At 55.9% G+C, this 24,647-nt stretch carries 23 protein-coding genes; 18 read left to right on the top strand and 5 right to left on the bottom strand.

Annotated features, from left to right (window positions below; all coding sequences use genetic code 11):
• Positions 1–5 precede the first annotated feature (5 nt).
• From KGP16_RS03055 to KGP16_RS03040, 4 genes are all read left to right on the top strand, one after another.
• Complete coding sequence (locus tag KGP16_RS03055; protein ID WP_021179117.1) at positions 6–335, top strand: multidrug efflux SMR transporter; 330 nt, start codon at positions 6–8, stop codon at positions 333–335.
• 89 nt (positions 336–424) lie between these two features.
• Positions 425–670, top strand: coding sequence for a type II toxin-antitoxin system CcdA family antitoxin (locus KGP16_RS03050; RefSeq protein WP_218519922.1), 246 nt, complete (start codon positions 425–427; stop codon positions 668–670).
• Complete coding sequence (locus tag KGP16_RS03045; protein WP_223500806.1) at positions 670–987, top strand: CcdB family protein; 318 nt, start codon at positions 670–672, stop codon at positions 985–987. The genes KGP16_RS03050 and KGP16_RS03045 overlap by 1 nt, the downstream gene beginning before the upstream one ends.
• A 240-nt stretch (positions 988–1,227) precedes the next feature.
• A complete protein-coding gene (locus KGP16_RS03040; RefSeq protein WP_223500805.1) occupies positions 1,228–3,024 on the top strand; it encodes a glycoside hydrolase family 28 protein in 1,797 nt (598 codons plus the stop codon).
• A gap of 101 nt (positions 3,025–3,125) precedes the next feature.
• On the opposite strand, the gene lptG is transcribed toward KGP16_RS03040, so the two are convergent.
• Positions 3,126–4,196, bottom strand: a complete 1,071-nt coding sequence (gene lptG, locus KGP16_RS03035) for an LPS export ABC transporter permease LptG (protein WP_021807815.1) — start codon at positions 4,194–4,196, stop codon at positions 3,126–3,128.
• Positions 4,196–5,290 carry an LPS export ABC transporter permease LptF gene (lptF, locus tag KGP16_RS03030; RefSeq protein ID WP_065684324.1) on the bottom strand — a complete coding sequence of 365 codons (1,095 nt, stop codon included), beginning with the start codon at positions 5,288–5,290 and terminating at the stop codon, positions 4,196–4,198. Before lptF ends, lptG begins: the two co-directional genes overlap by 1 nt.
• A gap of 280 nt (positions 5,291–5,570) precedes the next feature.
• Here lptF and pepA point away from each other — a divergent pair, with 280 nt between their 5' ends.
• The 5 genes from pepA (at position 5,571) to KGP16_RS03005 (ending at position 13,198) form a co-directional block, all read left to right on the top strand.
• A complete protein-coding gene (pepA, locus tag KGP16_RS03025) occupies positions 5,571–7,082 on the top strand; it encodes a leucyl aminopeptidase (protein ID WP_021179114.1) in 1,512 nt (503 codons plus the stop codon).
• A gap of 81 nt (positions 7,083–7,163) precedes the next feature.
• Complete coding sequence (locus tag KGP16_RS03020; protein ID WP_021179113.1) at positions 7,164–7,613, top strand: DNA polymerase III subunit chi; 450 nt, start codon at positions 7,164–7,166, stop codon at positions 7,611–7,613.
• A 14-nt stretch (positions 7,614–7,627) separates the two neighbouring features.
• Positions 7,628–10,504: a valine--tRNA ligase gene (locus tag KGP16_RS03015; protein WP_059199580.1), complete on the top strand. Its 2,877-nt coding sequence runs from the start codon at positions 7,628–7,630 to the stop codon at positions 10,502–10,504.
• 171 nt (positions 10,505–10,675) lie between these two features.
• On the top strand, positions 10,676–11,179 hold the full coding sequence (locus KGP16_RS03010) for a GNAT family N-acetyltransferase (protein ID WP_037376601.1): 504 nt from the start codon (positions 10,676–10,678) through the stop codon (positions 11,177–11,179).
• A 411-nt stretch (positions 11,180–11,590) separates the two neighbouring features.
• Entirely contained in the window at positions 11,591–13,198 is a 1,608-nt protein-coding gene (locus KGP16_RS03005) for a GMC family oxidoreductase (RefSeq protein ID WP_223500804.1), read from the top strand.
• A 5-nt stretch (positions 13,199–13,203) separates the two neighbouring features.
• Here the strand turns inward: KGP16_RS03005 and miaE are convergent, their stop codons facing one another.
• A complete protein-coding gene (gene miaE / locus KGP16_RS03000; RefSeq protein WP_021807809.1) occupies positions 13,204–13,965 on the bottom strand; it encodes a tRNA isopentenyl-2-thiomethyl-A-37 hydroxylase MiaE in 762 nt (253 codons plus the stop codon).
• A gap of 44 nt (positions 13,966–14,009) precedes the next feature.
• Positions 14,010–14,435 (bottom strand): ribonuclease E inhibitor RraB, encoded by a 426-nt coding sequence (rraB, locus tag KGP16_RS02995; protein ID WP_059199578.1) that lies wholly within the window; start codon positions 14,433–14,435, stop codon positions 14,010–14,012.
• 162 nt (positions 14,436–14,597) lie between these two features.
• On the opposite strand from rraB, the gene argF reads away from it, so the two are divergent.
• The 9 genes from argF to ridA all read left to right on the top strand — a co-directional run bounded on the left by argF (position 14,598) and on the right by ridA (position 23,105).
• Positions 14,598–15,617, top strand: a complete 1,020-nt coding sequence (argF, locus tag KGP16_RS02990; protein ID WP_021807807.1) for an ornithine carbamoyltransferase — start codon at positions 14,598–14,600, stop codon at positions 15,615–15,617.
• A gap of 221 nt (positions 15,618–15,838) precedes the next feature.
• Positions 15,839–17,407 carry an ABC transporter substrate-binding protein gene (locus tag KGP16_RS02985; protein WP_094982221.1) on the top strand — a complete coding sequence of 523 codons (1,569 nt, stop codon included), beginning with the start codon at positions 15,839–15,841 and terminating at the stop codon, positions 17,405–17,407.
• A gap of 11 nt (positions 17,408–17,418) precedes the next feature.
• Complete coding sequence (locus tag KGP16_RS02980) at positions 17,419–18,471, top strand: ABC transporter permease (protein WP_223500803.1); 1,053 nt, start codon at positions 17,419–17,421, stop codon at positions 18,469–18,471.
• Positions 18,468–19,289: an ABC transporter permease gene (locus KGP16_RS02975; protein ID WP_021807803.1), complete on the top strand. Its 822-nt coding sequence runs from the start codon at positions 18,468–18,470 to the stop codon at positions 19,287–19,289. Before KGP16_RS02980 ends, KGP16_RS02975 begins: the two co-directional genes overlap by 4 nt.
• Positions 19,282–20,118: an ABC transporter ATP-binding protein gene (locus KGP16_RS02970; protein ID WP_021807802.1), complete on the top strand. Its 837-nt coding sequence runs from the start codon at positions 19,282–19,284 to the stop codon at positions 20,116–20,118. The genes KGP16_RS02975 and KGP16_RS02970 overlap by 8 nt, the downstream gene beginning before the upstream one ends.
• Entirely contained in the window at positions 20,105–20,821 is a 717-nt protein-coding gene (locus tag KGP16_RS02965; RefSeq protein ID WP_179249384.1) for an ABC transporter ATP-binding protein, read from the top strand. The genes KGP16_RS02970 and KGP16_RS02965 overlap by 14 nt, the downstream gene beginning before the upstream one ends.
• A gap of 348 nt (positions 20,822–21,169) precedes the next feature.
• Positions 21,170–22,105, top strand: coding sequence for an aspartate carbamoyltransferase (gene pyrB, locus KGP16_RS02960; protein ID WP_021179101.1), 936 nt, complete (start codon positions 21,170–21,172; stop codon positions 22,103–22,105).
• 12 nt (positions 22,106–22,117) lie between these two features.
• Entirely contained in the window at positions 22,118–22,582 is a 465-nt protein-coding gene (gene pyrI, locus KGP16_RS02955) for an aspartate carbamoyltransferase regulatory subunit (protein ID WP_021807800.1), read from the top strand.
• A gap of 136 nt (positions 22,583–22,718) precedes the next feature.
• The gene (gene ridA, locus KGP16_RS02950; RefSeq protein WP_021179099.1) at positions 22,719–23,105 is read left to right on the top strand and encodes a 2-iminobutanoate/2-iminopropanoate deaminase; all 387 of its coding nucleotides are present in this window, start codon (positions 22,719–22,721) and stop codon (positions 23,103–23,105) included.
• A 57-nt stretch (positions 23,106–23,162) separates the two neighbouring features.
• Here the strand turns inward: ridA and KGP16_RS02945 are convergent, their stop codons facing one another.
• The gene (locus KGP16_RS02945; RefSeq protein ID WP_223500801.1) at positions 23,163–24,371 is read right to left on the bottom strand and encodes a hypothetical protein; all 1,209 of its coding nucleotides are present in this window, start codon (positions 24,369–24,371) and stop codon (positions 23,163–23,165) included.
• Positions 24,372–24,647: the final 276 nt, after the last annotated feature.

The following is a 24,647-nucleotide window of genomic DNA, read 5'->3' as shown; positions in this document are numbered from 1 at the left end:
CAACTATGTTTAACATTGGCTTCTTGTGGCTGGCACTGTCGATTGGTTCAGAAATCACCGGGACCTCGATGATCAAAAAAACCAACAACTTTAAAAAGCTGGGGCCTTCGGTGCTGGTGATTAGCGCTTACTGCCTGTGCTATTTTGCCCTGACCAAGGCGATGGGGTTTATCCCGGTGGGCGTCGCCTACTCGTTGTGGTGCGGCTTTGGCATCGTCGGGGTGACCTTCGTTTCCATGCTGCTCTACAAGCAGAAACCGGATCTCCCTGCCATCTTCGCCATGGCGCTGATCATCGGCGGTGGCGTCATTATGAATATCTTCTCGCAGATGTAAGATCTCAGCCTCCTACAGCGCAGCGGCAACGTTGCGCTTTTTTTTTGATGCGCTATAGTTATGCGCATAAATTATGCTCAGGAGGTGCCATGGGAACCGTTTCAGTAATAAAAAAGCGCAATACTAACGTGTACTTAAGTGTCGACCTGATCGAAAAGGCTAAAGCATTAGACCTAAACTTATCGGCTACACTAAACCACGCATTAGAACTCGCAGTGAAGAAGGGGCAACGTGAACGTTGGTTAGCGGAAAATCGTGCTGGTCTTGAAGCATTGAATGGCTTCGTTGAGGAGAACGGCCTTTTTTCTGATGATGCTGACTTTGGTGTCCTGTAATGAAACAATTTTCTGTTTATAAAAATCAATCTAAAAACAAAAAAGCCTATCCTTTCTTTATCGTTGTTCAGTCCGATTTACTCGATCACCTTAGCACTCGTTTGGTCATGCCCTTGGCTTTAAAGCAAGCAACAAACTCACAGGTCAAAGCACTGACTCCTGTTTTGTCTGTGGATCAACAAGATTACGTGATCCTTACTAGTTTACTGACGACTACGGATGTCAAAAATCTTAATGCAGATTGCCTAGTTACCAATGCAGCCCATCTGCGTGATGAGCTGGTTGCGGCCATCGACCTGTTAGTTTTGGGCATTTGAAAAACTGCCCCACTGACTATGAACAAATTGGGCCTGTTCAACAAAGAGGTGGAAGCAACCGTTATTTCTGTTTAGCAACAGGCCTGAAAGCAACGCCCCAAGATCGGCGGCATGCTGAATAGAGGTATATGCAGGCTAATGATTTGATACCGCATAATCCTGTCATGTAACAGTTGCGGCAACGTATTTTGCAAGACAATATCTAATTTCGGAACACTGTTTCATTATTAGGGATAAATCATGCAAAGAAATATCAAGTCATTATCAGCTATGGCGATTTTTCTGCTGGCCCTGACGGGTTGTGATAACTCGGATGGTAGTATCGCCTCTCCTGTTGAGCCAGTTAAACCCGTTGTTCCCCCTGAAACTGAGAAACCTGTCGCTGACCGCAGTGGTGCCTGGCCAGCCTCAGCCCTTAACGATCCCGAATTGGCCGGGAAAGAACCGGTAATGCCTGAAGTCTGCCAAACACTCTCAGCCGAACTGAACCAGAATGCCAAAGGGCTACTGGATGAAGCCATTGATGCTGACGTGAATAATTCCCAACCCGATACCCAACGTATTCAAGCCGCGATCGACGCCTGCAACACCGGTGCCGTTAAACTGGTCGCTGGCAGTAACGAAGAGAATGCGTTCTTGAGCGGCCCACTTACGCTAAAAAGTGGCGTCACGCTCTGGGTAGATCAAGGGATCACCCTGTTTGCCTCACGTAGCCCGGTGGATTACCAGATTGCCGGTAAGAATAACTGCGGCGAAACCGCCAGTGCCGATAATGGCTGTAACGCATTGATTACCGCCACCGATGCGATAAACAGCGGCGTGATTGGTGAAGGTATTATCGACGGACGAGGGGGAGCAGTGCTCACCAGCGGAAAATATGCCGATATCCTGACCTGGTGGGATGTAGGCGCATTAACCAAAACCGTTTCCGGCGCCAATCAGAACAACCCGCGGCTAATTCAGGTCACCAACAAGAATTCCGCCAAGCCGACCAGCCAGAACTTCACGCTGTATAAGATCACCTTACAGAATGCACCCAAATTCCACTTTGTCCCCAGTGGGGTCAATGGAGTGGTAGTCTGGGGCGTGAAGGTGTTAACGCCTTCACTGGCCTATACGGTTCCAGGCTATGATTGCCCGAAAGGGACAACCCCTGCGACATCGGGTTCCCCTAACTATACCCGGGCAAGCACCTGCTTTACCCCGGATACGACCAAGAACACCGACGCGATCGATCCTGGCCAATCGCAGAATGTCCTGATTGCCTATAACCACATCAGTACCGGTGATGACGGTATCGCCATCAAAGCCCATAGCAGCAATGCCTGTGTCCCACCGATTGCCGAAAAGTATGCAGGGCAGTTGCCTATTTACACCGTCAGCAACGTCAAAATTCTGCATAACCGCCTCTACTTCACCCATGGCATGTCAATCGGCAGTGAAACCGACTGCGCGGTCAAAGACGTGGAAATTCGGGATATGAGCATTGACGGTCATGATGCTGACTTTGCCGTCGGCGTGCGTATCAAAACCGATATGAGCGTTGGAGGAGAAGTGAGGAACATCAACTATGATGGCATTTGCATCCGCCGCGCTCAGGAAGCGCTGACCATAGATACCTATTACAGCAAAAAGACCGGCCAGGCCTACCCCGATATTCAAGATGTCACCATCAAAAATTACCACTATGTGGATACGCCAGACTCCATTTATAACGGAGATAACGTTCGGGTCACCTTACGGGGCTTCAGCTCTGATGGCCAGGATCTGCCATTAAGAAATATTGTGCTCGATAACACCGTGTTTGACAGCTCACCACAGTTGGCTAGCAAAGCCTCGGCAACAATCCCTGCCGCGCCTTCTTATGCCCAGATCCTGATGGGACCTGGCCCGGTATCCCTGGCGGATCTGCTGTTGGAGGCCGCGGACAACGGTACCGCAGAGTTTGAAGTGCTGGATAACCGTAATGGATCCGAAGAGCCTTACGATTGCAGCGAAGCTTTTGCACTGTTCCCTTCTAGCGCCTCTGCACTCTAAGCGAAAAACGGGTAGGATCTCTCCCACCCGTCTTTCCTCTGCTGCGGTGACTAACACATCGCGGCTTTGATTTGCATATAGGCCCAGTCTATTGGGCCTGACTATTTCCGCTTCAGCAGCAAAACAAGGCTGATCAACAGGAACAGCAAGCTTGGCAACAGGGCCCCCAGAATTGGCGGCATGCTGTACACCATGCTCAGCGGGCCGAAGATCTGATCCAGCACGTAGAACAGGAAGCCGAAGCTGATACCGATCACCACTCGCACGCCCATCGGCACGCTACGCAGTGGGCCAAAGATAAACGACAGCGCCATCAGCATCATCACCGCCACCGACAGCGGCGAGAAGATCTTGCTCCACATATTCAGCTGGTAACGGCTGGCCTCCTGGCCACTCTGCTTGAGGTATTTCACATAGTTGTGCAAGCCGCTGATGGAAAGCGAATCCGGATCCAACGCCACCACGCCCAGCTTGTCCGGGGTCAGGTTGGTTTTCCACACCCCGGTCAGCGTCTGGGTACTGGTGACCTGATTCGGATTGGTCAGATCGGAAGTATCCACCTGCGAAAGCTGCCACGCGCCGTCTTCAAAATCTGCGGTACCGGCATAGCGAACCGTCTCTAACCGGCGCTGATCGTTGAAGTGGTAAATGTTGACGCCAGCCAGCTCTTTTTCACCCGCCACCCGTTCGATGTAGATAAAGTCGTTGCCGTCCTTCGCCCACAGGCCGCTCTTGGTGGAAAGCAGTGAGCCGCCGTACATCTGCTGTGCGCGGTAGTTACGCGCCATCTGTTCGCCCTGCGGTGCCACCCATTCGCCGATTGCCATCGTCAGCAAGACCAGCGGAATAGCGGTTTTCATCACCGACCCAGCAATCTGCAGCCGGGTGAAGCCAGAAGCTTGCATTACCACCAGTTCGCTACGCGTAGCCAGGGTGCCCAAACCGAGCAATGCCCCTAGCAGCGCCGCCATCGGGAAGAAGATCTCAATATCCTTTGGCACGCTGAGCAGGGTATAGACCCCCGCGCCCAGCGCCGAGTATTCACCCTGCCCGACTTTACGCAGCTGATCGACAAACTTGATGATGCCGGAAAGCGAAACCAGCATGAACAGCGTCATCATGATGGTGTTGAAAATCGTTTTACCGATATAACGGTCCAGTACACCAAACATCAGGCCGCTCCTCTCAGGCGTGCACGCAGTTTGCGCATCGGCACGGTATCCCACAGGTTAAGTGCCAGAGCAATCGCGAAGTACGCCAGGTTCACCAGCCACATCCACACCAGCGGATCCAGCTTGCCCTTACCGGCATTGGAACGCAGCGAGGTCTGCAGCAGGAAGAAGATCAGATACAGCAGCATCGCTGGCAACATGCTCAGCACACGGCCTTGGCGCGGGTTGACCACGCTAAGCGGCACCACCAGCAGCGCCATCAGCACCACGGAAACCACCAGCGTCAGACGCCAATGGAATTCGGCGCGCGCATCCGGTTCATTCGATTCCCACAGCGTGCGCATCGACATCTGCTCGGACTGGGTATTATCGATAGTGACCGACTGATGGCCGATAACCGCTTTATAGTCGTTGAAGTCGGTAATGCGGAAATCACGCAGCAATGCGGTGCCTTCAAACCGGGTGCCTTTGTCCAGCGTGACAACCTGCGAGCCATCGCGGCCCTGATTGATCATTCCATGCTCGGCCACCACCACCGAAGGGCGTTGGTTACCGTTCGGGCGCAGCTGCGCCAGGAACACGTCGTTGAAGGTGTTGCCCTTTACGCTGCCGACAAACAGCACAGCGTTACCATCCTGTGAGGGCTGGAACTGCCCTTCAGCCAGCCCGGCAATGCTGGGGTTGGCTTTGGCTTCGGCAATCACTTCGTCCTGATGGCTGGCCGCCCATGGCCCGACCCAGAAGACGTTTACCGCAGCCACCGCCGAGGTAAAGATCGCCAACACCATAGCGGCAATGATCAGGGTTCGTTTCCCCAGACCGCAGGCGTGCATAACGGTGATTTCGCTTTCGGTATACAACCGTCCAAGCGTCATCAAGAGGCCAAGAAACAGGCTTAAGGGCAAGATTAGCTGCGCCATCTTCGGCACACCCAATGCAAGCAGGGATAAGACTAAATTTGTCGGGATATTGCCGTCGACCGCATCACCTAACACCCTGACCAGGTTCTGACAAAAGAAGATCAGAAGCAGGATAAACAGGATGGCAATTTGGCTCTTCAGCGTTTCCCGTACCAGATATCTAATGATGATCACGCTTATTACGCCTGTGAAAACTTGTCTTTTTGCAGGAAAATCGATAGTTTCATCGCTAATCCGCCATTTTTTCTCATCATGTGGCAACCTTCACAGCTAAAATAGTATTAGAACATCAAGCTGTTTGGCCTTCCTATAGGAACAGACCTATAGTAGCCAAAACAGAACGTTTACGCCGTTCAGGTTAACCTAGTTAGTTAACTCAATGACGGAAGATCTTGGCGGAGCAGATCATTCTAGCCGTAGCTTTCGTCGTTGTCTTTAAGATTCAGGAGAGTGCATGGAGTTCAGTGTAAAAAGCGGTAGCCCGGAAAAACAGCGCAGCGCCTGTATTGTAGTAGGTGTTTTCGAACCACGCCGCCTGTCACCTATCGCAGAACAGCTCGACAAAATCAGTGATGGTTATATCAGCGCACTACTGCGCCGGGGCGAACTGGAAGGCAAAGTCGGGCAGACGTTACTGCTGCACCATGTGCCGAACATTCTCTCCGAACGCATCCTGCTGATTGGCTGTGGCAAAGAGCGCGAGCTCGATGAACGCCAGTACAAGCAGGTGATCCAGAAAACCATCAATACCCTTAACGACACCGGTTCCATGGAGGCCGTCTGCTTCCTGACAGAACTGCACGTCAAAGGCCGCAATACTTACTGGAAGGTTCGCCAGGCGGTAGAAACTGCCAAAGAAACGCTCTACACCTTCGATCAGTTGAAGAGCAACAAGGTGGAGCCACGTCGCCCGCTGCGTAAAATGGTGTTCAACGTGCCAACCCGCCGCGAACTGACCAGCGGTGAACGTGCCATCCAGCACGGCCTGGCCGTGGCTTCTGGCATCAAGGCCGCCAAAGATCTCGGCAATATGCCACCAAACATCTGTAACGCCGGTTATCTGGCCTCACAGGCACGTCAGTTGGCAGACGCCTTCAGCACCCACATCACCACCCGCGTCATCGGCGAACAGCAGATGAAAGAGCTGGGGATGAACGCCTATCTGGCGGTCGGTGCCGGTTCGCAAAATGAATCGCTGATGTCGGTGATGGAATATAAGGGAAATCCTAACCCGGACGCTAAGCCGATCGTGCTGGTAGGTAAAGGGTTGACCTTCGATTCCGGCGGCATCTCGATCAAACCGGCCGACGGCATGGACGAGATGAAATACGACATGTGCGGTGCGGCAACCGTATACGGCGTCATGCGTGTGGTGGCAGAACTGAACCTGCCGCTGAACGTGATCGGCGTGCTGGCTGGCTGTGAAAACATGCCCGGCGGACGTGCCTATCGCCCAGGCGATGTGCTGACCACCATGTCGGGCCAGACGGTAGAAGTGCTGAACACCGACGCCGAAGGCCGCCTGGTGCTGTGCGATACCCTCACCTACGTGGAACGTTTCGAGCCAGAGCTGGTGATTGATATCGCCACACTGACCGGTGCCTGCGTGATCGCACTGGGCCACCACATCACCGGCCTGATGTCGAACCACAACCCGCTGGCTCACGAACTGATCGGCGCTTCCGAGCAATCGGGTGACCGTGCGTGGCGCTTGCCGATGGCCGACGAGTATTACGAGCAGTTGGATTCCAACTTTGCGGATATGGCTAACATCGGCGGCCGTCCAGGTGGTGCCATCACCGCCGCGTGCTTCCTTTCGCGCTTTACCCGCAAGTACAGCTGGGCGCACCTGGACATCGCCGGTACCGCCTGGCGCTCCGGCAAGGCCAAAGGGGCCACTGGCCGCCCGGTAGCCCTGCTGGCGCAGTTCCTGCTCAATCGTGCTGGTCTAAACGGCGACGATTAAATCCGCGCGGTAATTCAGGTATAATCACCGAGGGCACAGCACGCTGTGCCCTTACATTTTTTGGCCACGGTGAATTGAATCATGAAACAGGCAACGTTCTACCTTCTTGAACACGCAGAACCCGCTGGTGCGCTCAGTGCACACGAGGCTGTGGCCTGTGCCGTTGCCGCCGAAAGATGGCGCGCTGGCAAGCGGGTGCTGATCGCCTGTGAAAGCCAGGAGCAGGCCCAGCGGCTGGACGAAGCCCTGTGGCAACGTGAGCCACACCAATTTGTACCGCACAACCTGGCAGGGGAAGGGCCAAACTTTGGCGCCCCGGTCGAGCTGTGCTGGCCAGGTAAACGCGGCAATGCCCCGCGCGATCTGCTGATCGCCCTGCTGCCGCAGTTTGCAGATTTTGCTACTGCTTTCCATGAAGTGGTAGACTTCGTCCCTTACGAAGACACCTTGAAACAGTTGGCGCGCGAACGTTACAAAGCCTATCGCAGCGTCGGCTTCCATTTGACCACGGCCACGCCGCCAACTAACTGAACCTTGAAATAAAAATGGAAAAGACCAACACCGATCTCGATACCGCCTATGACCCAACCCAGATCGAACAGAAGCTGTACGATCACTGGGAAAGCCAGGGCTATTTCAAACCGAATGGCGATACCAGCCAGGAAAGTTTCTGCATCATGATCCCGCCGCCGAACGTTACCGGCAGCCTGCATATGGGCCACGCGTTCCAGCAGACCATCATGGACACCATGACCCGCTACCAGCGCATGCAGGGTAAAAATACCCTGTGGCAAGCCGGTACCGACCATGCCGGTATCGCGACCCAGATGGTGGTTGAGCGCAAGATCGCCGCAGAAGAAAATAAAACTCGCCATGATTATGGCCGCGACGCGTTTATCGACAAAATCTGGCAGTGGAAGGACGAGTCCGGCGGCACCATCACCCGCCAGATGCGCCGTCTGGGCAACTCCGTGGATTGGGAGCGCGAGCGCTTCACCATGGATGAAGGCCTGTCCAACGCGGTGAAAGAAGTGTTTGTCCGCCTGTACAAAGAAGACCTGATCTACCGTGGCAAACGCCTGGTGAACTGGGATCCAAAACTGCGCACCGCCATCTCCGATCTGGAAGTGGAAAACCGCGAGTCCAAAGGTTCCATGTGGCACCTGCGCTATCCGCTGGCCGATGGGGCAAAAACGGCGGAAGGCAAAGACTACCTGGTGGTTGCCACCACCCGTCCGGAAACCGTGCTGGGTGATACCGGCGTAGCGGTAAACCCGGAAGATCCACGCTACAAGGATCTGATTGGCAAAGAGATCATTCTGCCATTGGTGGGCCGCCGCATCCGCATCGTGGGTGACGAGCACGCCGATATGGAGAAAGGCACCGGCTGCGTGAAAATCACCCCGGCGCACGACTTCAACGACTATGAGGTGGGTAAGCGTCACGGCCTGCCGATGATCAATATCCTGAGCTTCGACGGTGACATCCTCGAAGTGGCAGAGGTGTTCGATACCCTGGGCGAAGCCAGCACCGCCTACAGCGGCGAGCTGCCAGAGCAGTTCCGTGGCCTGGAGCGCTTTGCTGCGCGTAAAGCCGTGGTTGCCGCCTTTGACGAACTCGGCCTGCTGGAAGAGATCAAACCTCACGACCTGACCGTACCTTACGGCGACCGTGGCGGCGTGGTTATCGAGCCAATGCTGACCGACCAATGGTACGTGCGTACCGCACCGCTGGCGAAAGTCGCGGTGGAAGCTGTTGAGCAAGGTGAGATCCAGTTCGTGCCCAAGCAGTACGAAAACATGTACTTCAGCTGGATGCGCGATATCCAGGACTGGTGTATCTCCCGTCAGCTGTGGTGGGGCCACCGCATCCCGGCCTGGTACGACGCCGAAGGCAAAGTCTACGTTGGCCGCACCGAAGAAGAAGTGCGCCGCGAAAACAACCTGGGTGCCGACGTGGCGCTGAACCAGGACGAAGACGTGCTGGACACCTGGTTCTCCTCCGGCCTGTGGACCTTCTCGACCCTGGGTTGGCCAGAGCAAACCCCGGATCTGAAGACCTTCCACCCGACCAGCGTGCTGGTCAGCGGCTTCGACATCATCTTCTTCTGGATCGCCCGCATGATCATGCTGACCATGCACTTCGTCAAAGATGAAAATGGCAAACCGCAGGTTCCGTTCAAGACCGTGTACATGACCGGCCTGATCCGCGACGACGAAGGGCAGAAGATGTCCAAGTCGAAGGGTAACGTCATCGATCCGCTGGATATGGTTGACGGTATCTCGCTGGAAGACCTGCTGGAGAAACGTACCGGCAACATGATGCAGCCGCAGCTGGCAGAGAAAATCCGCAAGCGCACCGAGAAGCAGTTCCCGAACGGCATCGAACCGCACGGCACCGACGCCCTGCGCTTCACCCTGGCAGCACTGGCCTCTACTGGCCGTGACATCAACTGGGACATGAAGCGCCTGGAAGGCTACCGCAACTTCTGTAACAAGCTGTGGAACGCCAGCCGCTTTGTACTGATGAACACCGAAGCGCACGACTGCGGCTTCAACGGTGGCGAAATGCAGCTCTCCTTGGCCGACCGCTGGATCCTGGCCGAATTCAACCGCACGGTGAAAGCCTACCGTGAGGCGCTGGACACCTATCGCTTCGATATCGCGGCGGGCATCCTGTACGAGTTCACCTGGAACCAGTTCTGCGACTGGTATCTGGAATTGACCAAACCGGTTGTGATCAACGGTAGCGAAGCGGAACAGCGTGGCACACGTAATACGCTGATCACCGTGCTGGAAGCGTTGCTGCGCCTGGCGCACCCAATCATTCCATTTATCACCGAAACCATCTGGCAGCGCGTCAAGCCTCTGACCGGTGAAACCGCAGACACCATCATGCTGCAGCCGTTCCCGGCCTTCGACGCCGCGCTGGAAGACCAGCAGGCATTGAACGATCTGGAATGGATCAAGCAGGCGATCATCGCGGTGCGTAACATCCGCGCCGAGATGAACATCGCGCCAAGCAAACAGCTGGAAGTGCTGCTGCGTAACGCCAATGGTGATGCCCAACGCCGCGTACAGGAAAACCAGAGCTTTATCGAACGCCTGGCACGCCTGAGCTCTATCACCCTTCTGCCTGCAGGCGAGAAAGGCCCGGTTTCGGTCACCAAGCTGGTAGATGGTGCCGAACTGCTGATCCCGATGGCTGGCTTTATCGACAAGGATGCGGAAATCGCGCGCCTGTCGAAAGAGATGGGCAAGCTGGATGGTGAGATTGCGTCTATCGAAGGCAAGCTGTCCAACGAAGGCTTTGTGGCTCGCGCACCGGAAGCGGTAGTGGCCAAAGAGCGTGAGCGTCTGGCAGCCTGCAAAGAAGGCAAGCTGAAGCTACAGGAACAGCAGGCGACTATCGCCGCGCTGTAATCTGCGAGCTACCGATCAAAAACAGCGGGTGATTTTTCCCCGCTGTTTTTTTATCGGCATTGCCAAGAGCCAGGCTTAAGTGTTATTACAAAGTATTATTGATGCGGTGCATTCCGTAATAACAACGAAATTCCGGGTTCCCTCAGGTTCCCTTTGATGGTGAGTGCAAACATGACAACAGCCACCCCAGTGCGCCTTCTGGTGCGCCCAATCACGGCCGAGGACAACGCCGCGATTGCTCACGTCATTCGCGAAGTCTCCGCCGAGCATGGCCTGACGGCGGATAAGGGTTATACCGTTTCCGATCCCAATCTGGACGCCTTGTTCCAACTCTATAGCCAACCGCGCAGTGCCTACTGGGTGGTGGAGATAGACGGTCAGATTGCCGGTGGGGGTGGCGTTGCGCCTCTGCAAGGCGGGGAAGCCGACGTCTGCGAATTACAGAAAATGTATTTCCTACCGGTACTGCGTGGCAAAGGTTTGGCAAAACGCCTGGCGCTGCAGGCGCTGGAGTTTGCCCGCCAACAGGGATTCGGCCGTTGTTATCTGGAAACCACCGCCACGTTGCAGCAGGCGATCGGTCTGTATGAGCATCTTGGTTTTGAGCATATCGGCTATGCCATGGGTAATACCGGCCACGGTGACTGCGAAGTCACCATGCTGAAAGCGCTTTAACATTAGCGATCTACATACCCCCTCACCCTAACCCTCTCCCACAGGGAGAGGGGACCGAATGTGCCACGATTTGCTCCTTCGCCTGACTGTAACTTCGTATCAACACCCTCTGCTTCCATAGTCACAGTTCTACACTGCCCCTATTCACAACCCCGGGCTAGCTCCCTCTCCTTGGGGAGAGGGTTGGGGTGAGGGAGAGAGCACATCACTCACAAATAAAATTATTAATATCTACATCATTCGAAAAATTACACGGTAATTCTATATTTCAACCAGTTAAATTGATTCTACATGCTTAAATGTAAATTTATTGTGATATTCATTAATAAATTAACGATCGCAAATTGACCTACTATTCTGCTGAGTTACTCTGCCATGACAGTCTCTAACCATCACGCACAGGGAACGGTCATGTCAGAAAATAACTTCGATTACATCATTGTTGGCGCAGGCTCGGCGGGTTGCGTGTTGGCAGCCCAGCTCATCCGCCGTACCCAGGCCCGTATCCTGCTGCTGGAAGCCGGTGGCGACGACAATAATCTGTTTATCAAAATGCCCGCTGGGGTCGCCAAGATCATCGCCAAGAAAAGCTGGCCGTATGAAACCGAACCAGAGCTGCACGCCAATAATCGCCGCATGCAGATCGCCCAGGGCAAGGTGCTGGGCGGCAGCAGCTCGGTCAACGGTATGATCTATCTGCGCGGCCAACCGCAGGATTACGACGACTGGGCGCATCAATATGGCTGTACCGGCTGGAGCTATCAGGACGTGCTGCCTTACTTCAAACGCGCCGAAGCCAATGAAAGCCTGGCGGATGAGTATCACGGCAACGAAGGGCTGCTGCCGGTCAGCGAGAACCGCTACCGCCATCCGCTCAGCATGGCGTTTATCCGCGCGGGCCAGGAGTTGGATCTGCCCTACCGCAACGACTTTAATGGTGAAAATCAGCATGGTGTAGGTTTCTACCAAACCACCACTCACAATGGTGAACGCGCCAGCACCTCCCGCACCTATCTGCAAGCCGTGCGCGATAACTCGCGGCTAGTGGTGAAACTCAACGCGCTGGTGCATCGCGTCACCTTCGAAAACAACGTGGCAACTGGAGTGGTCTACAGCCTGAACGGTGGCAATGAGATCGTCGCCCACGCCAGCCAGGAAGTGATCCTCAGCGCCGGGGCGGTTGGCTCACCAAAGATCCTGATGCTGTCCGGCATCGGCCCGCGCGAACATCTGGAGCAGTTAGGCATTACGCCGCTGGCCGATCTGCCGGTGGGCAAAAACTTCCACGATCACCTGCATATGTCGATTAACGTCAGCACCCGCGAACCTGTCAGCCTGTTCGGTGCCGACCGGGGATTACAGGCGTTACGCCACGGTGCAGAGTGGCTGGCGTTTCGCAGCGGCGTGTTGACCTCTAACGTACTGGAGGGGGCCGCCTTTGCAGACTCCCTGGGTAATGGCAGGCCAGACGTGCAGGTACATTTCCTGCCGATTCTGGACAGTTGGGACGACGTGCCCGGCGAACCGCTACCGGCGATCCACGGTATGTCGCTCAAGGTCGGTTATCTGCAACCCAAAGCGCGCGGCCAGGTGCAGTTACGCAGCCGTAACCCTGCCGATCCGGTCAAGCTACAGGCCAACTACCTTGGTCATCCAGACGATCTGGCAGGCAGCATTCGCGCGGTGAAATTTGGCCTGCGCTTCCTGGAAACCGCCTCTCTCAAGCCGCTGATTAAAGATCTGCTGATGCCACAACCGGCGTGGGTGAACGATGAGGCGCAGATGGAGGAGTTTGTGCGCAACTTCTGCAAGACGGTCTATCACCCAGTGGGTAGTTGCCGGATGGGGCAAAATACGGAGGACTCGGTGACCGACTTGCAGCTACGAGTGCATGGCTTTGAGCACCTGCGGGTGGTCGACTGTTCGGTGATGCCGCAGGTCACCAGCGGCAACACCAATGCCCCCACCATTATGCTGGCCGAAAAGGCAGTGGATTTGATATTAGGGGAAACGCTGTAATTCCCTCACGCCACTGGCACGCCGCTGTGGAAGCGGAACTCGGTGTCCGGAGAGCGGATCAGTTCCGCTTCCAACTGGCCAAAAAACGCCACGCGTTCGCTGATATCGCCGCCGGCAATTTGCTCTGCCAGCGTCAGGTAATCCTGATAATGGCGGGCTTCGGAACGCAGCAGCGAGACGTAAAACCGGTTCAGCTCATCGTCCAGGAACGGGGCCAGCTTGGCGAAGCGTTCACAGGAGCGGGCCTCGATATACGCGCCGCAGATCAGTTTATCGATCAGGGTAGCCGGATCGTGAGTGCGCACCTCGCGGATCATGCTTTTGGCATAGCGGCTGGCGGTGATCTTTCTATAAGGGATCTGCCGGGCCTGCATGATCTCCAGCACCTGAGAGAAATGATGCAGCTCCTCTTTGATCAGCAACACCATCTTATCGACCAGATCCTGGCCATAGGCCGAGCCATTCTTCGGCAGGATCTTCCTGGTAAACGCGCTCTGGCGGAACAGTTCTTCTGGTACTTCCTGCGCCTCGTGCACAAACGCCTCATAGGGCCTGAGCAGTGCCAGCAGGGCATCTCCACTCTCTTTGTCTGCCACATAGCGGCGGATCAGCCACATGCCGGTCTGCGCCGCTTTCAGCTCGCATACCAGGTGGTCAGTCAGCAACAGTGGCAGGTTTTCCGGGCGACGGGCCGCTTCGATCCATCCATCCGGGGTTTCGCAGTGCAGGAAGTTTAAAATCGGGGATAATAGTGATTGGTATTTCATCGGGTTCAATCAGGGGCCAGCTTGCGCCAGCCCGCAGGATTTAATTAATGACGTTTGCCGTCGTCGTCTTCATCGATAAAGTCGCCGTCTTCGTCGTCGTCGCCTTCTTCACCGTTCGGATCTTCATAGTAGGTGCCCCAACCGTCGTAATTGACACCGCATTTTTCTGCCAGCGCCACCAGTTGTTCTACCTGGCTGTCGATCAGCTCGGCATTCAGCGCAACTTCGCTGATCACGTCACAGCACATCACCATGGAGCCATCTTCCACTTCCAGCTCTTCGGCATCGGTCACTTCGTAGCCCAACTTGAAGGCTTCCACGGCGGCCTGCTCCAAAACGTCAAACTTTTCGGCAGAGAAATGGTGCTCGATGGTGTAGAGCGCATCCGGATCGCTGCCGTCTTCCAGCAGTTCTTCGATGATCAGGCGGGTCTCTTCACGTTGTTCTTCCAGCAATTCGCGGTTTGCCATGCCTCTATCCTCAATAAAATGGGCTTCGTTACTTCTATTTTCACACACCGCTGTCACCGCTGCCACGATAAACGTGAAAGATTTCTGCCTTGGGGTTGAAATTGAATATTCATACATATAAAGTGAATTTAAATTCAATCAAAACGATAGGGATTTACGGAGATGAGCCAGATGAACCCGTTCTACAGTCGTCACTTTTTGAGATTAATGGATTTTACCCCCAGTGAGATCCAGTCTTTGCTGCAGTTGGCCGCCGATTTGAAGCAGGCCAAGAAGCAAGGCCAGGAAACCCGCTATCTGCAAGGCAAAAACATTGCGCTCATCTTCGAAAAAGACTCCACCCGTACCCGATGCTCTTTCGAAGTTGCCGCATTCGATCAGGGCGCTCAGGTGACCTACCTTGGCCCAAGCGGCAGCCAGATCGGCCATAAAGAGTCGATGAAAGACACCGCCCGCGTGCTGGGCCGGATGTACGACGGTATTCAATATCGCGGTTTTGGCCAGTGCCTGGTGGAAACCTTGGCAGAACATGCTGGTGTGCCAGTGTGGAATGGCCTGACCAACGAGTTCCATCCCACCCAACTGCTGGCAGATTTGCTCACCGTGCGTGAACACCTGCCGGGGAAAGCGTTGAGCGAGGTGAAATTCGCTTACATTGGCGATGCACGTAACAATATGGGCAATACCCTGTTGGAAGCCGCCGCGCTAGTGGGCATGGATCTGCGGTTGGTCGCGCCGAAGGCCTGTTGGCCGCAGGCCGAGCTGGTTGCTGAATGCCAGGCGCTGGCACAGCAGACCGGCGGTAAAATCACCCTGACGGAAGATATTGCCGAAGGCGTGCAAGGTGCCGATTTCCTGTATACCGACGTTTGGGTTTCCATGGGGGAAGCCAAAGAAGTCTGGCAGGAGCGGATTGCCCTGCTCAGGCCGTATCAGGTGAATATGGCGATGGTGAAACTGACCGGTAATCCACAGGTGAAGTTCCTGCACTGCTTGCCAGCATTCCATGACGATCAAACCACGTTGGGTAAACAGATGGCCGAGCAGTATGGCATGCACGGCGGTATGGAAGTGACCAACGAGGTGTTCGAGTCGGAGCACAGCATCGTATTCGATCAGGCAGAGAACCGCCTGCACACCATTAAGGCCGTGATGGTCGCCACGCTGAGCAAAACCCTGTAAATCGCCCTCTCCAAAAACCCTTCTTAGTGAAGGGTTTTTTCTGGTTAATCCCCCCTTCTGCCTCTATAGTCTTTTTCGTTATTGTTAATAACTTATTGGCCTTTGCCTGTTTTTTACCAACGTTCTACCGTGGCATTCTGGCGGCGGAAATGCCGTAAAAAACTAATGAGAACAACCTCTTCTCCGTTCTGGTTTACCGGCACATTTAAGGGAAAACATCTATGAAAGCCAAAGTCTTGCCGCTGTTTATTCTTGCCGCCCTCTCCACCACTGCACTGGCCGCCACGCCGCCGAATACGCTGGTGGTGGTGCAGTCACTGGATGATATCGTCAGCCTGGATCCGGCGGAGGCCAATGAGCTCTCCAGCATCCAGACCGTACCCAGCCTCTATCAGCGTCTGGTGCAGGCCGATCGTGATAATCCGGCCAAGGTGATCCCGGTACTGGCTGAAAGCTGGCAGGATGATGCCGCCGCCAAGACCCTGACGATCAAGCTACGCCCACAGGCAGCGTTTTCCTCCGGTAACCCGCTGACCGCCGACGACGTGATTTTCTCTTATACCCGCGCGGTAAAGATGAACAAGTCACCAGCATTTATCCTCAACGTGCTCGGCTGGCAGCCAGACAATATCGAAAAGCAGCTGAAGAAGATCGACGACCATACCGTACAACTGAGCTGGACGGCAGACGTCAGCCCGGCGGTGGCCCTGAATATCCTCTCGACGCCGATCGCCTCAATCGTTGACAGCAAAGCCGTGCAGCCTAACGTGAAGGGTGACGATTTCGGCAACGCCTGGTTGAAGATGCACTCTGCGGGCAGCGGCCCGTTCAAGATGCGGGTTTACCAGCCGCACCAGGCGATCGTGCTGGATGCCAACCCAACTTCACCGGGCGATAAGCCACTGCTAAGCAACATCATTATCAAAAACGTGCCAGACCCAAGCGCGCGCCGCCTGCTGATCCAGCAAGGGGATGCCGACGTGGCGCGTGAACTCGGCCCGGATCAAACCGCCGCGCTGAAAAGCCAGGCGGGTGTGAAGGTGTTGGAAATCCCTTCCGCCGAGCAGAACTATCTGGTGTTCAACACCGGAAATACCGCCAACCCGCTGCTGAAAAATCCGGCCTTCTGGGAAGCAGCCCGCTATCTGGTAGATTATCAGGGCATCACCAAGGATCTGCTGAAAGGGCAATACTTCGTCCATCAAAGCTTCCTGCCGGTTGGCCTACCGGGGGCGCTAGAGGATAACCCGTTCAGCTTCGATCCGGCCAAGGCCAGGGCGATCCTGGAAAAAGCTGGCATCACCAACGCCAGCCTGACGCTGGACGTGGAAAACAAACCGCCGTTCATCACCATCGCCCAGTCGCTACAGGCCAGCTTTGCCCAGGGTGGCGTGAAGCTCGATCTGTTGCCAGCAGCCGGTAGCCAGGTCTATGCCCGCGTACGCGCCAAGCAGCATCAGGCAGCGATCCGCCTGTGGATCCCGGATTACTTCGATGCGCACTCCAACGCCAGCGCCTTCGCCTATAACGATGGCAAAAGCAGCACGGTGGCCGGGCTGAACAGCTGGCAGATCCCTGAGTTGAGCAAACAAACGCTGGCAGCCGTCGCAGAAGCCGAGCCGGCCAAACGCACCGCGCTGTATACCGCCATGCAGCAGGAATTGCAGCGTAGCTCGCCGTATGTGTTTATCGATCAGGCCAAAACGCAGGTGGTGCTGCGCGATAACGTCAAAGGCTATCAACAGGGCCTGAATGCGGATATGGTCTATTACGATCGCGTTAGCAAATAATCAGGATTGCCATGTCGGTAGCAATAAAATCCACGCTGGGAAGCAATGCCCGGCGTCGTCTTTGGGGATTGGCGCAGGGGCTGCTCACGCTGGCGCTGACCCTGTTCGGCCTGTTGTTGATCACCTTCTTACTGTCTGCCCTGTCGCCGGTGGATCGCGTGTTGCAGATCGTCGGCGATCACGCCAGCGCGGCCACCTATGAGCAGGTAAAACAGCAGCTTGGTCTGGATCGCTCTTTGCCGGTGCAGTTCTGGCACTATCTGGAACGGCTGGCCCATGGCGATCTCGGCACCGCCAGCGCCACCGGCCAACCGGTGTTGCAGGATCTGCTGCATGCCTTCCCGGCCACGCTGGAACTGGCCACGCTCTCGCTGGTGATTGGTGCCCCGCTCGGTGTGCTGGCTGGCATCTTGTGTGCCCGTTTTGCTGGCAGCAAGCTGGATATCGGCGTGCGCTTTATTACCCTGCTCGGCAACTCGGTGCCCATCTTCTGGCTGGGGCTGCTGATGCTGTTGCTGTTCTACGCCAAGCTACAGTGGAGCGCCGGACCGGGGCGGTTGGACGATATCTACCAATACACCGTCGAGGCCAAAACCGGCTTCGCGCTGATGGATACCTGGCTTTCCGGCGATGCGGGGGCCGTGCGCAATGCGTTGGCACATCTGGTGCTGCCAGTCTGCCTGCTGGCTTATTATTCGTTAGCCAGCATTACCCGCCTGACCCGTTCCGCCTGCCTGAGCGAACTAAATAAAGAGTACATCACCCTGGCACGCGCCAAAGGGGCCAGCGAGATGCGCATCATGTTCCGCCACGTGCTGCCCAACATCAGCGGCACCCTGCTGACGGTAATCGCTCTTGCCTATACCAGCATGCTGGAGGGCGCGGTTCTGACCGAAACCGTGTTCTCCTGGCCGGGCATTGGCCGCTATCTGACCACCGCGCTGTTTGCCGGGGACACCACCGCCATCATGGGTGGTACGCTGCTGATCGGCCTGTGCTTTGTGATTATCAACAATTTCACTGACCTGCTGGTGCGCCTGCTTGATCCGAGGGCGCGCCAATGACTATGACGCTACTTAAACGTTCGCCCTCCGCCACCTGCGGAGCCACCATTCTGCTGGTACTGGTGCTGATAGCGCTGTTCGCACCTTGGTTGGCACCGGTCGATCCCAACTGGCAAAACGCCGCCAACCGCCTATTACCGCCGGGAGCGGGCCATTGGCTCGGCACCGACAGCTATGGCCGCGACGTCCTTTCCCGCCTGATCTACGGCACCCGACCAACCCTTGGGCTAGTGCTGTTGGTCACGGCCATCACCCTGCCGCTCGGCCTGCTGATTGGCGTGCTATCCGGCTATTACGGCGGCTGGCTGGAGCGCGTGCTGATGCGTTTTACCGACGTAGTGATGTCGATGCCACGACTGATCCTGGCCTTCGCCTTTGTGGCGATGCTCGGCCCTGGGCTGGTCAACGGTGCGTTGGCGTTGGCGCTCACCACCTGGCCCGCCTATGCTCGCCAGGCCAGAGCCGAGATCCAACTGCTGCGTAAAAGCGACTACCTGGCCGCCGCCGAGATGATGGGTATTCAGGGCCCGCGCCTGCTGTGGGGCCATATTCTGCCCATGTGCCTGCCCTCTGCCGTCGTTCGCCTGGCTTTGGATCTGGCGGGGATTATTCTGGCCGCTGCCGGTCTGGGGTTCCTGGGGCTGGGTGCACGACCGCCGATGGCGGAATGGGGATCGATGGTAGCCGACGGGATGCAAGTGATCTTCGATCAGTGGTGGATCGCCGCGATCCCTGGCGGTGCGATCCTGATCAGCAGCCTGGCGTTTAACCTGCTGGGCGACGGCCTGCGCGACTTACTGGATCCGCATCATGACTGAACCACTGCTGACAGCACAGAACCTGAGTATCGAATTTAACGGCCACAAGGTAGTGGATAACCTCTCTTTCAGCATTGGCCGGGAGAAAGTGGCGCTGGTGGGGGAATCCGGCTCTGGCAAATCCATGACCGCCCGCGCCCTGATGGGGCTGGTGCGTAAGCCGGGCATCGTCACCGCCGATAAACTGCACTATCGCGAGACCGATTTACTGAAGCTTCAACCACGCCAATGGAACGAAGTACGCGGCGCCAAAATTGCCATGGTGCTGCAAGATCCGCGCTACGCATTGAATCCGGTGCGCAGTATCGGGAAGCAGATCGAAGAATCCCTGGTGCTGCATAACGCACTAACCCGGGCCGATCGCCATGAGCGGGTGCTGAACTCACTGGCCGCCGTCGGCTTACCGGAGAGCCTTTATCACAGCTACCCCGGCCAGCTTTCCGGCGGCATGGGGCAACGTGCCATGTTGGCGATTGCGCTGGTCAACGATCCGCAACTGCTGATTGCCGATGAGCCAACCTCGGCGCTGGATGCCAGATTGCGTAATCAGATCCTCGATCTGATCGTCGAACAAACCACGCGGCGTAACATGGGGCTGTTGCTGATCAGCCACGATCTGCCGCTGGTGGCCGAGCGCTGCGACCGGGTATTGGTGATGTATCAGGGCAAGCTGGTGGATCAGGGGATCGCGGCCAACCTGCCACTAGCCACTCATCCTTACACTCGCACGCTGTGGGCCTGCCGCCCCAATGCCAGCACCTACGGCCAGGATCTGCCGGTGCTGGATCGCAGCATCGATTTTACCCGGAGTGAACATGGCGCTGATTGAAATTGAAAATTTGCAGGTCAGCTTCCCACAGGGCAACGGCCATAAGATCGCTGTGGAGTCGGTCAGCTTTGGCGTTGAGGCGGGGGAAACCTTCAGCCTGATTGGGGCTTCAGGCTGCGGCAAATCTACCGTGCTGCGCGTGCTGGCCGGTTTGCAACGTGAATGGCGCGGAGAAGTTCGCTTGCTCGGCCAGCCTCTGCAACCACAGCAACGGTTCACTGGCCAATTACGCCGCGACGTGCAGATGGTGTTCCAGGATCCCTACGCTTCGTTACATCCGCAGCATCAGATTGCCCGTACGCTGGGTGAACCGTTGAAGATCCACGGTGAAAAACACATTGCGGCGCGGATCGACGAAGCCTTGCGGCAGGTAGGGCTGAGCGAGGCCACGGCACAGCGTTATCCCCACCAGCTTTCCGGTGGCCAGCGCCAGCGCGTTGCTATCGCCCGTGCCTTGCTGCTGCGGCCTAAGCTTCTGCTGTTGGATGAGCCCACCTCGGCGCTGGATATGTCAGTACAGGCTGAGATCCTCAACCTGCTCAACCATCTCAAACGCGAGCATGGCATGACCTATCTGCTGGTCAGTCACGACGGCGACGTGATAGCCCATATGTCCGAACGCGCCGCCCTGATGGAAAACGGCCACATCGTGCAGCATTACGACCGGGCTGCCTTACAGGCCGGTGAGCATATGCATGATTAAGCGCTAGCGGCAACATGGCCAAACAATCAGACACCAAGTTCTACTCGCAGCGCTAATCGCCAAGCCAATCGATTGCGAAATCGCAAAAAGTGGTGTTTTTACCCTTGCAGAGAAAAAAAGCGCGAGTATAATGCGCGACAATTTGCCAGGAGAAAGCATGAAAAACGAGCTTTGTTTTGTTCGCCACACTCGACAAAACCGCCAGCCAATCGGCGGGCAGCTGCCGTTATTTCCCCTGTTGCATGAACCATCATTTAAAGCCCCTCGTTGAGGGGCTTTTTTTTGTCCAAAGCATTGCTATTACATTGAAAAGCCCCGCGCCAAGGGCAAGAGTCGAGGAGAGTGAACATGGCCAATCCGCTGTATCGCAAGAACATCATCTCTATTAACGATCTCAGCCGTGAAGATCTGGAGCTGGTGCTCAGCACCGCCGCCAGCCTGAAAGCTAACCCGCAGCCGGAGCTGCTCAAACACCTGGTGATCGCCAGTTGCTTCTTTGAAGCGTCTACGCGTACCCGCCTGTCGTTTGAGACCGCCATCCAGCGCCTGGGGGCTTCGGTGGTCGGCTTCTCCGACAGCAGCAACACCTCCCTCGGCAAAAAGGGCGAAACGCTGGCCGATACCATCTCGGTGATCAGCACCTACGTTGATGCCATTGTGATGCGTCATCCGCAGGAAGGCGCTTCCCGTCTGGCCGCTGAATTCTCTGGCGGTATCCCGGTGTTGAATGCCGGTGACGGCTCGAACCAGCACCCAACCCAAACGCTGCTGGATCTGTTCACCATCCAGGAAACCCAGGGCCGCCTGAGCAATATCAATATCGCCATGGTCGGCGACCTGAAATATGGCCGCACCGTGCATTCACTCACCCAGGCGCTGGCAAAATATGAAGGGAACCACTTCTTCTTCATCGCGCCAGACGCCCTGGCAATGCCGAGCTATATCCTGAAGATGCTGGACGAAAAAGGCATCTCCTACAGCCGCCACAACAGCATTGAAGAAGTGGTGCCGGAACTGGATATTCTGTATATGACCCGCGTGCAGAAAGAGCGCCTGGATCCTTCCGAATACGCCAACGTGAAGGCGCAGTTCATCCTGCGTGCGTCTGACTTGGCCGGAGCCCGGGACAACATGAAGGTGCTGCATCCGCTGCCGCGCATCGACGAGATTGCCATTGAGGTGGACAAGACACCGTATGCCCACTATTTCCAACAGGCAGGCAACGGTATTTACGCCCGTCAGGCGCTGTTGGCACTGGTTTTAAACGCAGAATTGGCTCTTTAAGGGGGAACCGTCATGACTCACGATAACAAACTCCAGGTTGAAGCGATCAAGTGCGGCACGGTAATCGACCATATTCCGGCGCAAATCGGCTTTAAGCTGCTCTCGCTGTTCAAACTGACCGCCACCGATCAGCGCATCACCATCGGCCTGAACCTGCCCTCCAAAGAGCTGGGCCGCAAGGATTTGATCAAGATCGAGAACACCTTCCTGACCGAGCAGCAGGCCAACCAGCTGGCGATGTACGCGCCCAAGGCTACGGTCAACCGTATCGATAACTATGAAGTGGTGCGCAAGCTGACGCTCAGCCTGCCGGATCATATCGACGGCGTACTGACCTGCCCGAACAGCAACTGCATCAGCCGTAGCGAGCCGGTGGCCTCCAGTTTCAGCGTCAAATCCCATGCTGGGGAAGTGCACCTGAAGTGCCGTTACTGCGAGAAAGAGTTCGATCATCAGGTGGTGTTACAGACGGACTAAAATTGGGGGGTGGCGCTGTCAATCTGGCGGGCACCCTTTATAATGGTGCGTCGTAGGGGCGCTGCATGCTGCGTCCATGTGAGTTTACGGCGGGCCGACTCGCCGTTTGAACAACAACAGGATATCAGGAGAAAAAATGTCACGTAATATCAGCACTGAACTCGCGCCAGCCGCCATTGGTCCTTACGTGCAGGGCGTTGACCTGGGCAGCATGATCATCACCTCCGGCCAGATCCCGGTCGATCCGAAAACCGGTGCCGTACCCGATGACGTTGCCGCTCAGGCGCGCCAGTCATTGGCCAACGTGAAGGCGATCGTGGAAGCCGCAGGCCTGAAAGTGGGCGACATCGTTAAAACTACCGTTTTCGTCAAAGACCTCAACGACTTCGCTACCGTTAACGCGGCCTATGAAGCGTTCTTCACCGAGCACAACGCCTCGTTCCCAGCGCGTTCTTGCGTTGAAGTGGCACGTTTGCCAAAAGACGTGAAAATCGAGATCGAAGCCATCGCCGTTCGCCGTTAATCGGCAACCCGGTGCGATCGAACGCGGCCAGCCTTTGCTGGCCGTTTTATTTCGCGGTTACTGACTCACCATAATATCCCGGCTAGCGCATTCAGGATCGGCCTGCGCGGAAACGGCCTCCATCATAAAACCGCCGACAATCGGCTGAATAATAAAATAGGCCTGTTGCTCCGCAACCGCAGGTTTTGAGCGGGATGCATCGCGTGCGCTAAACAGCATTTCGACCTGATAACGCTCCGGCTTACCCTTGCATAACCGTACCGCTCCGTAGTTGCCATAGCGGTTTTTCAACAACTGGTGTTGTTCTGCCAATGCGCTGGCGGCCTGTGGCATACTCCAGCGGTTCGCCGTCTCGTCGTCAACCTGTAGCCATTCATCCACAAAATCGCGCCCGTTCATGGCCGCCGGTTGAATGCGCTCTACCCGCTCGCCATTGATGCGATAGCGGAAGATTCCTTGGCGCGTCATCACGTCCGAATCCAACATGCCTACCTCTGCCCGCACTTCAAACCCTTGCGGAGTAGTTTTAACACGTAGGGCCGGCGTGTCGTCGTCCGTAAAACGGACATAATCTTCCTGGGTGTGGAATAACGTGCGCTGTTCCGCATTCTGCGTTGCCAATTCAATCAAGTTGAGCTGAAACACGCTCCACCGAGACGTGCACCAAGGCGTACCCTGTGCCACTACCATTCTGGGCGTTGTGGCTGGCTGTGGGGAAGGGATCAGGTGGTAGGTAAAGTTGTCGCCAAAGGCCCCCGAAATCTTCTGATAGTCATCGCTTTGCCAGCGCAGAATGCGGCTCCATTTCCCCTCGCGCCGCTGATAGGCCAGCAGCACGTTGTCGTCGCCGCAAGGAATTGCGAAACCACTGCGGATCAGCACAATATCGGGGAATTCAGGCTGGCGGGTGACTTCAAAACCTGGCTCTGAGCCATAGAAGTTCGATTCCGGCGCTTGTACTGGCAAAGCGACCATGGGCAACAGCGCTTGCTGAAGTGAGGCGTCATCGCTGTCTATGGGGCTGCAACTGAGATGGCCATCGATCCCCTTCACCAGGGCATCCTTGTACTTATGGAGTTGTTCGCGGGCAATGGCGGAAACGGCAGTATCACCGCCCTCTTCCCCATCTTCCTTGACGGCCTGTAGCTCTGTCAGTGCACTTCTGGTGTCTTGGTTGAGGCGTTCAAGCGATTGCGGTGTGCAATCGGCCTGCGCCAGTACGCTGGCGGCTAACCCGAGGCACAGCAGCACGATTTTCTGCAACATGACGGATCCTTGTCATTGAAGCCATATTGATGATAGGTGAAGCTACCCTACACCTGGGGCTTTCCTCTCTCAATAGAAATTCCTGGCCAGTTTAAATGCCGCTAATCGGTGTGGGAAAGATGATTGAAATGTTCTGGTTTGGCCATGGTGAATTCTCCCTCACCCCAACCCTCTCCCCAAGGAGAGGGAGCCAGTTCAGTGCTGTTATCAGGTGCGGGAGTTAGTCTGTGACATGTAAACCGATCATAGTCAATCTGTGGCATGTACAGTCCCCTC

The sequence above is a fragment of the Serratia sp. JSRIV006 genome, from assembly GCF_019968685.1.
GTDB lineage: Bacteria > Pseudomonadota > Gammaproteobacteria > Enterobacterales > Enterobacteriaceae > Chania > Chania fonticola_B.
This window is presented reverse-complemented; position numbering and strand designations above follow the sequence as displayed.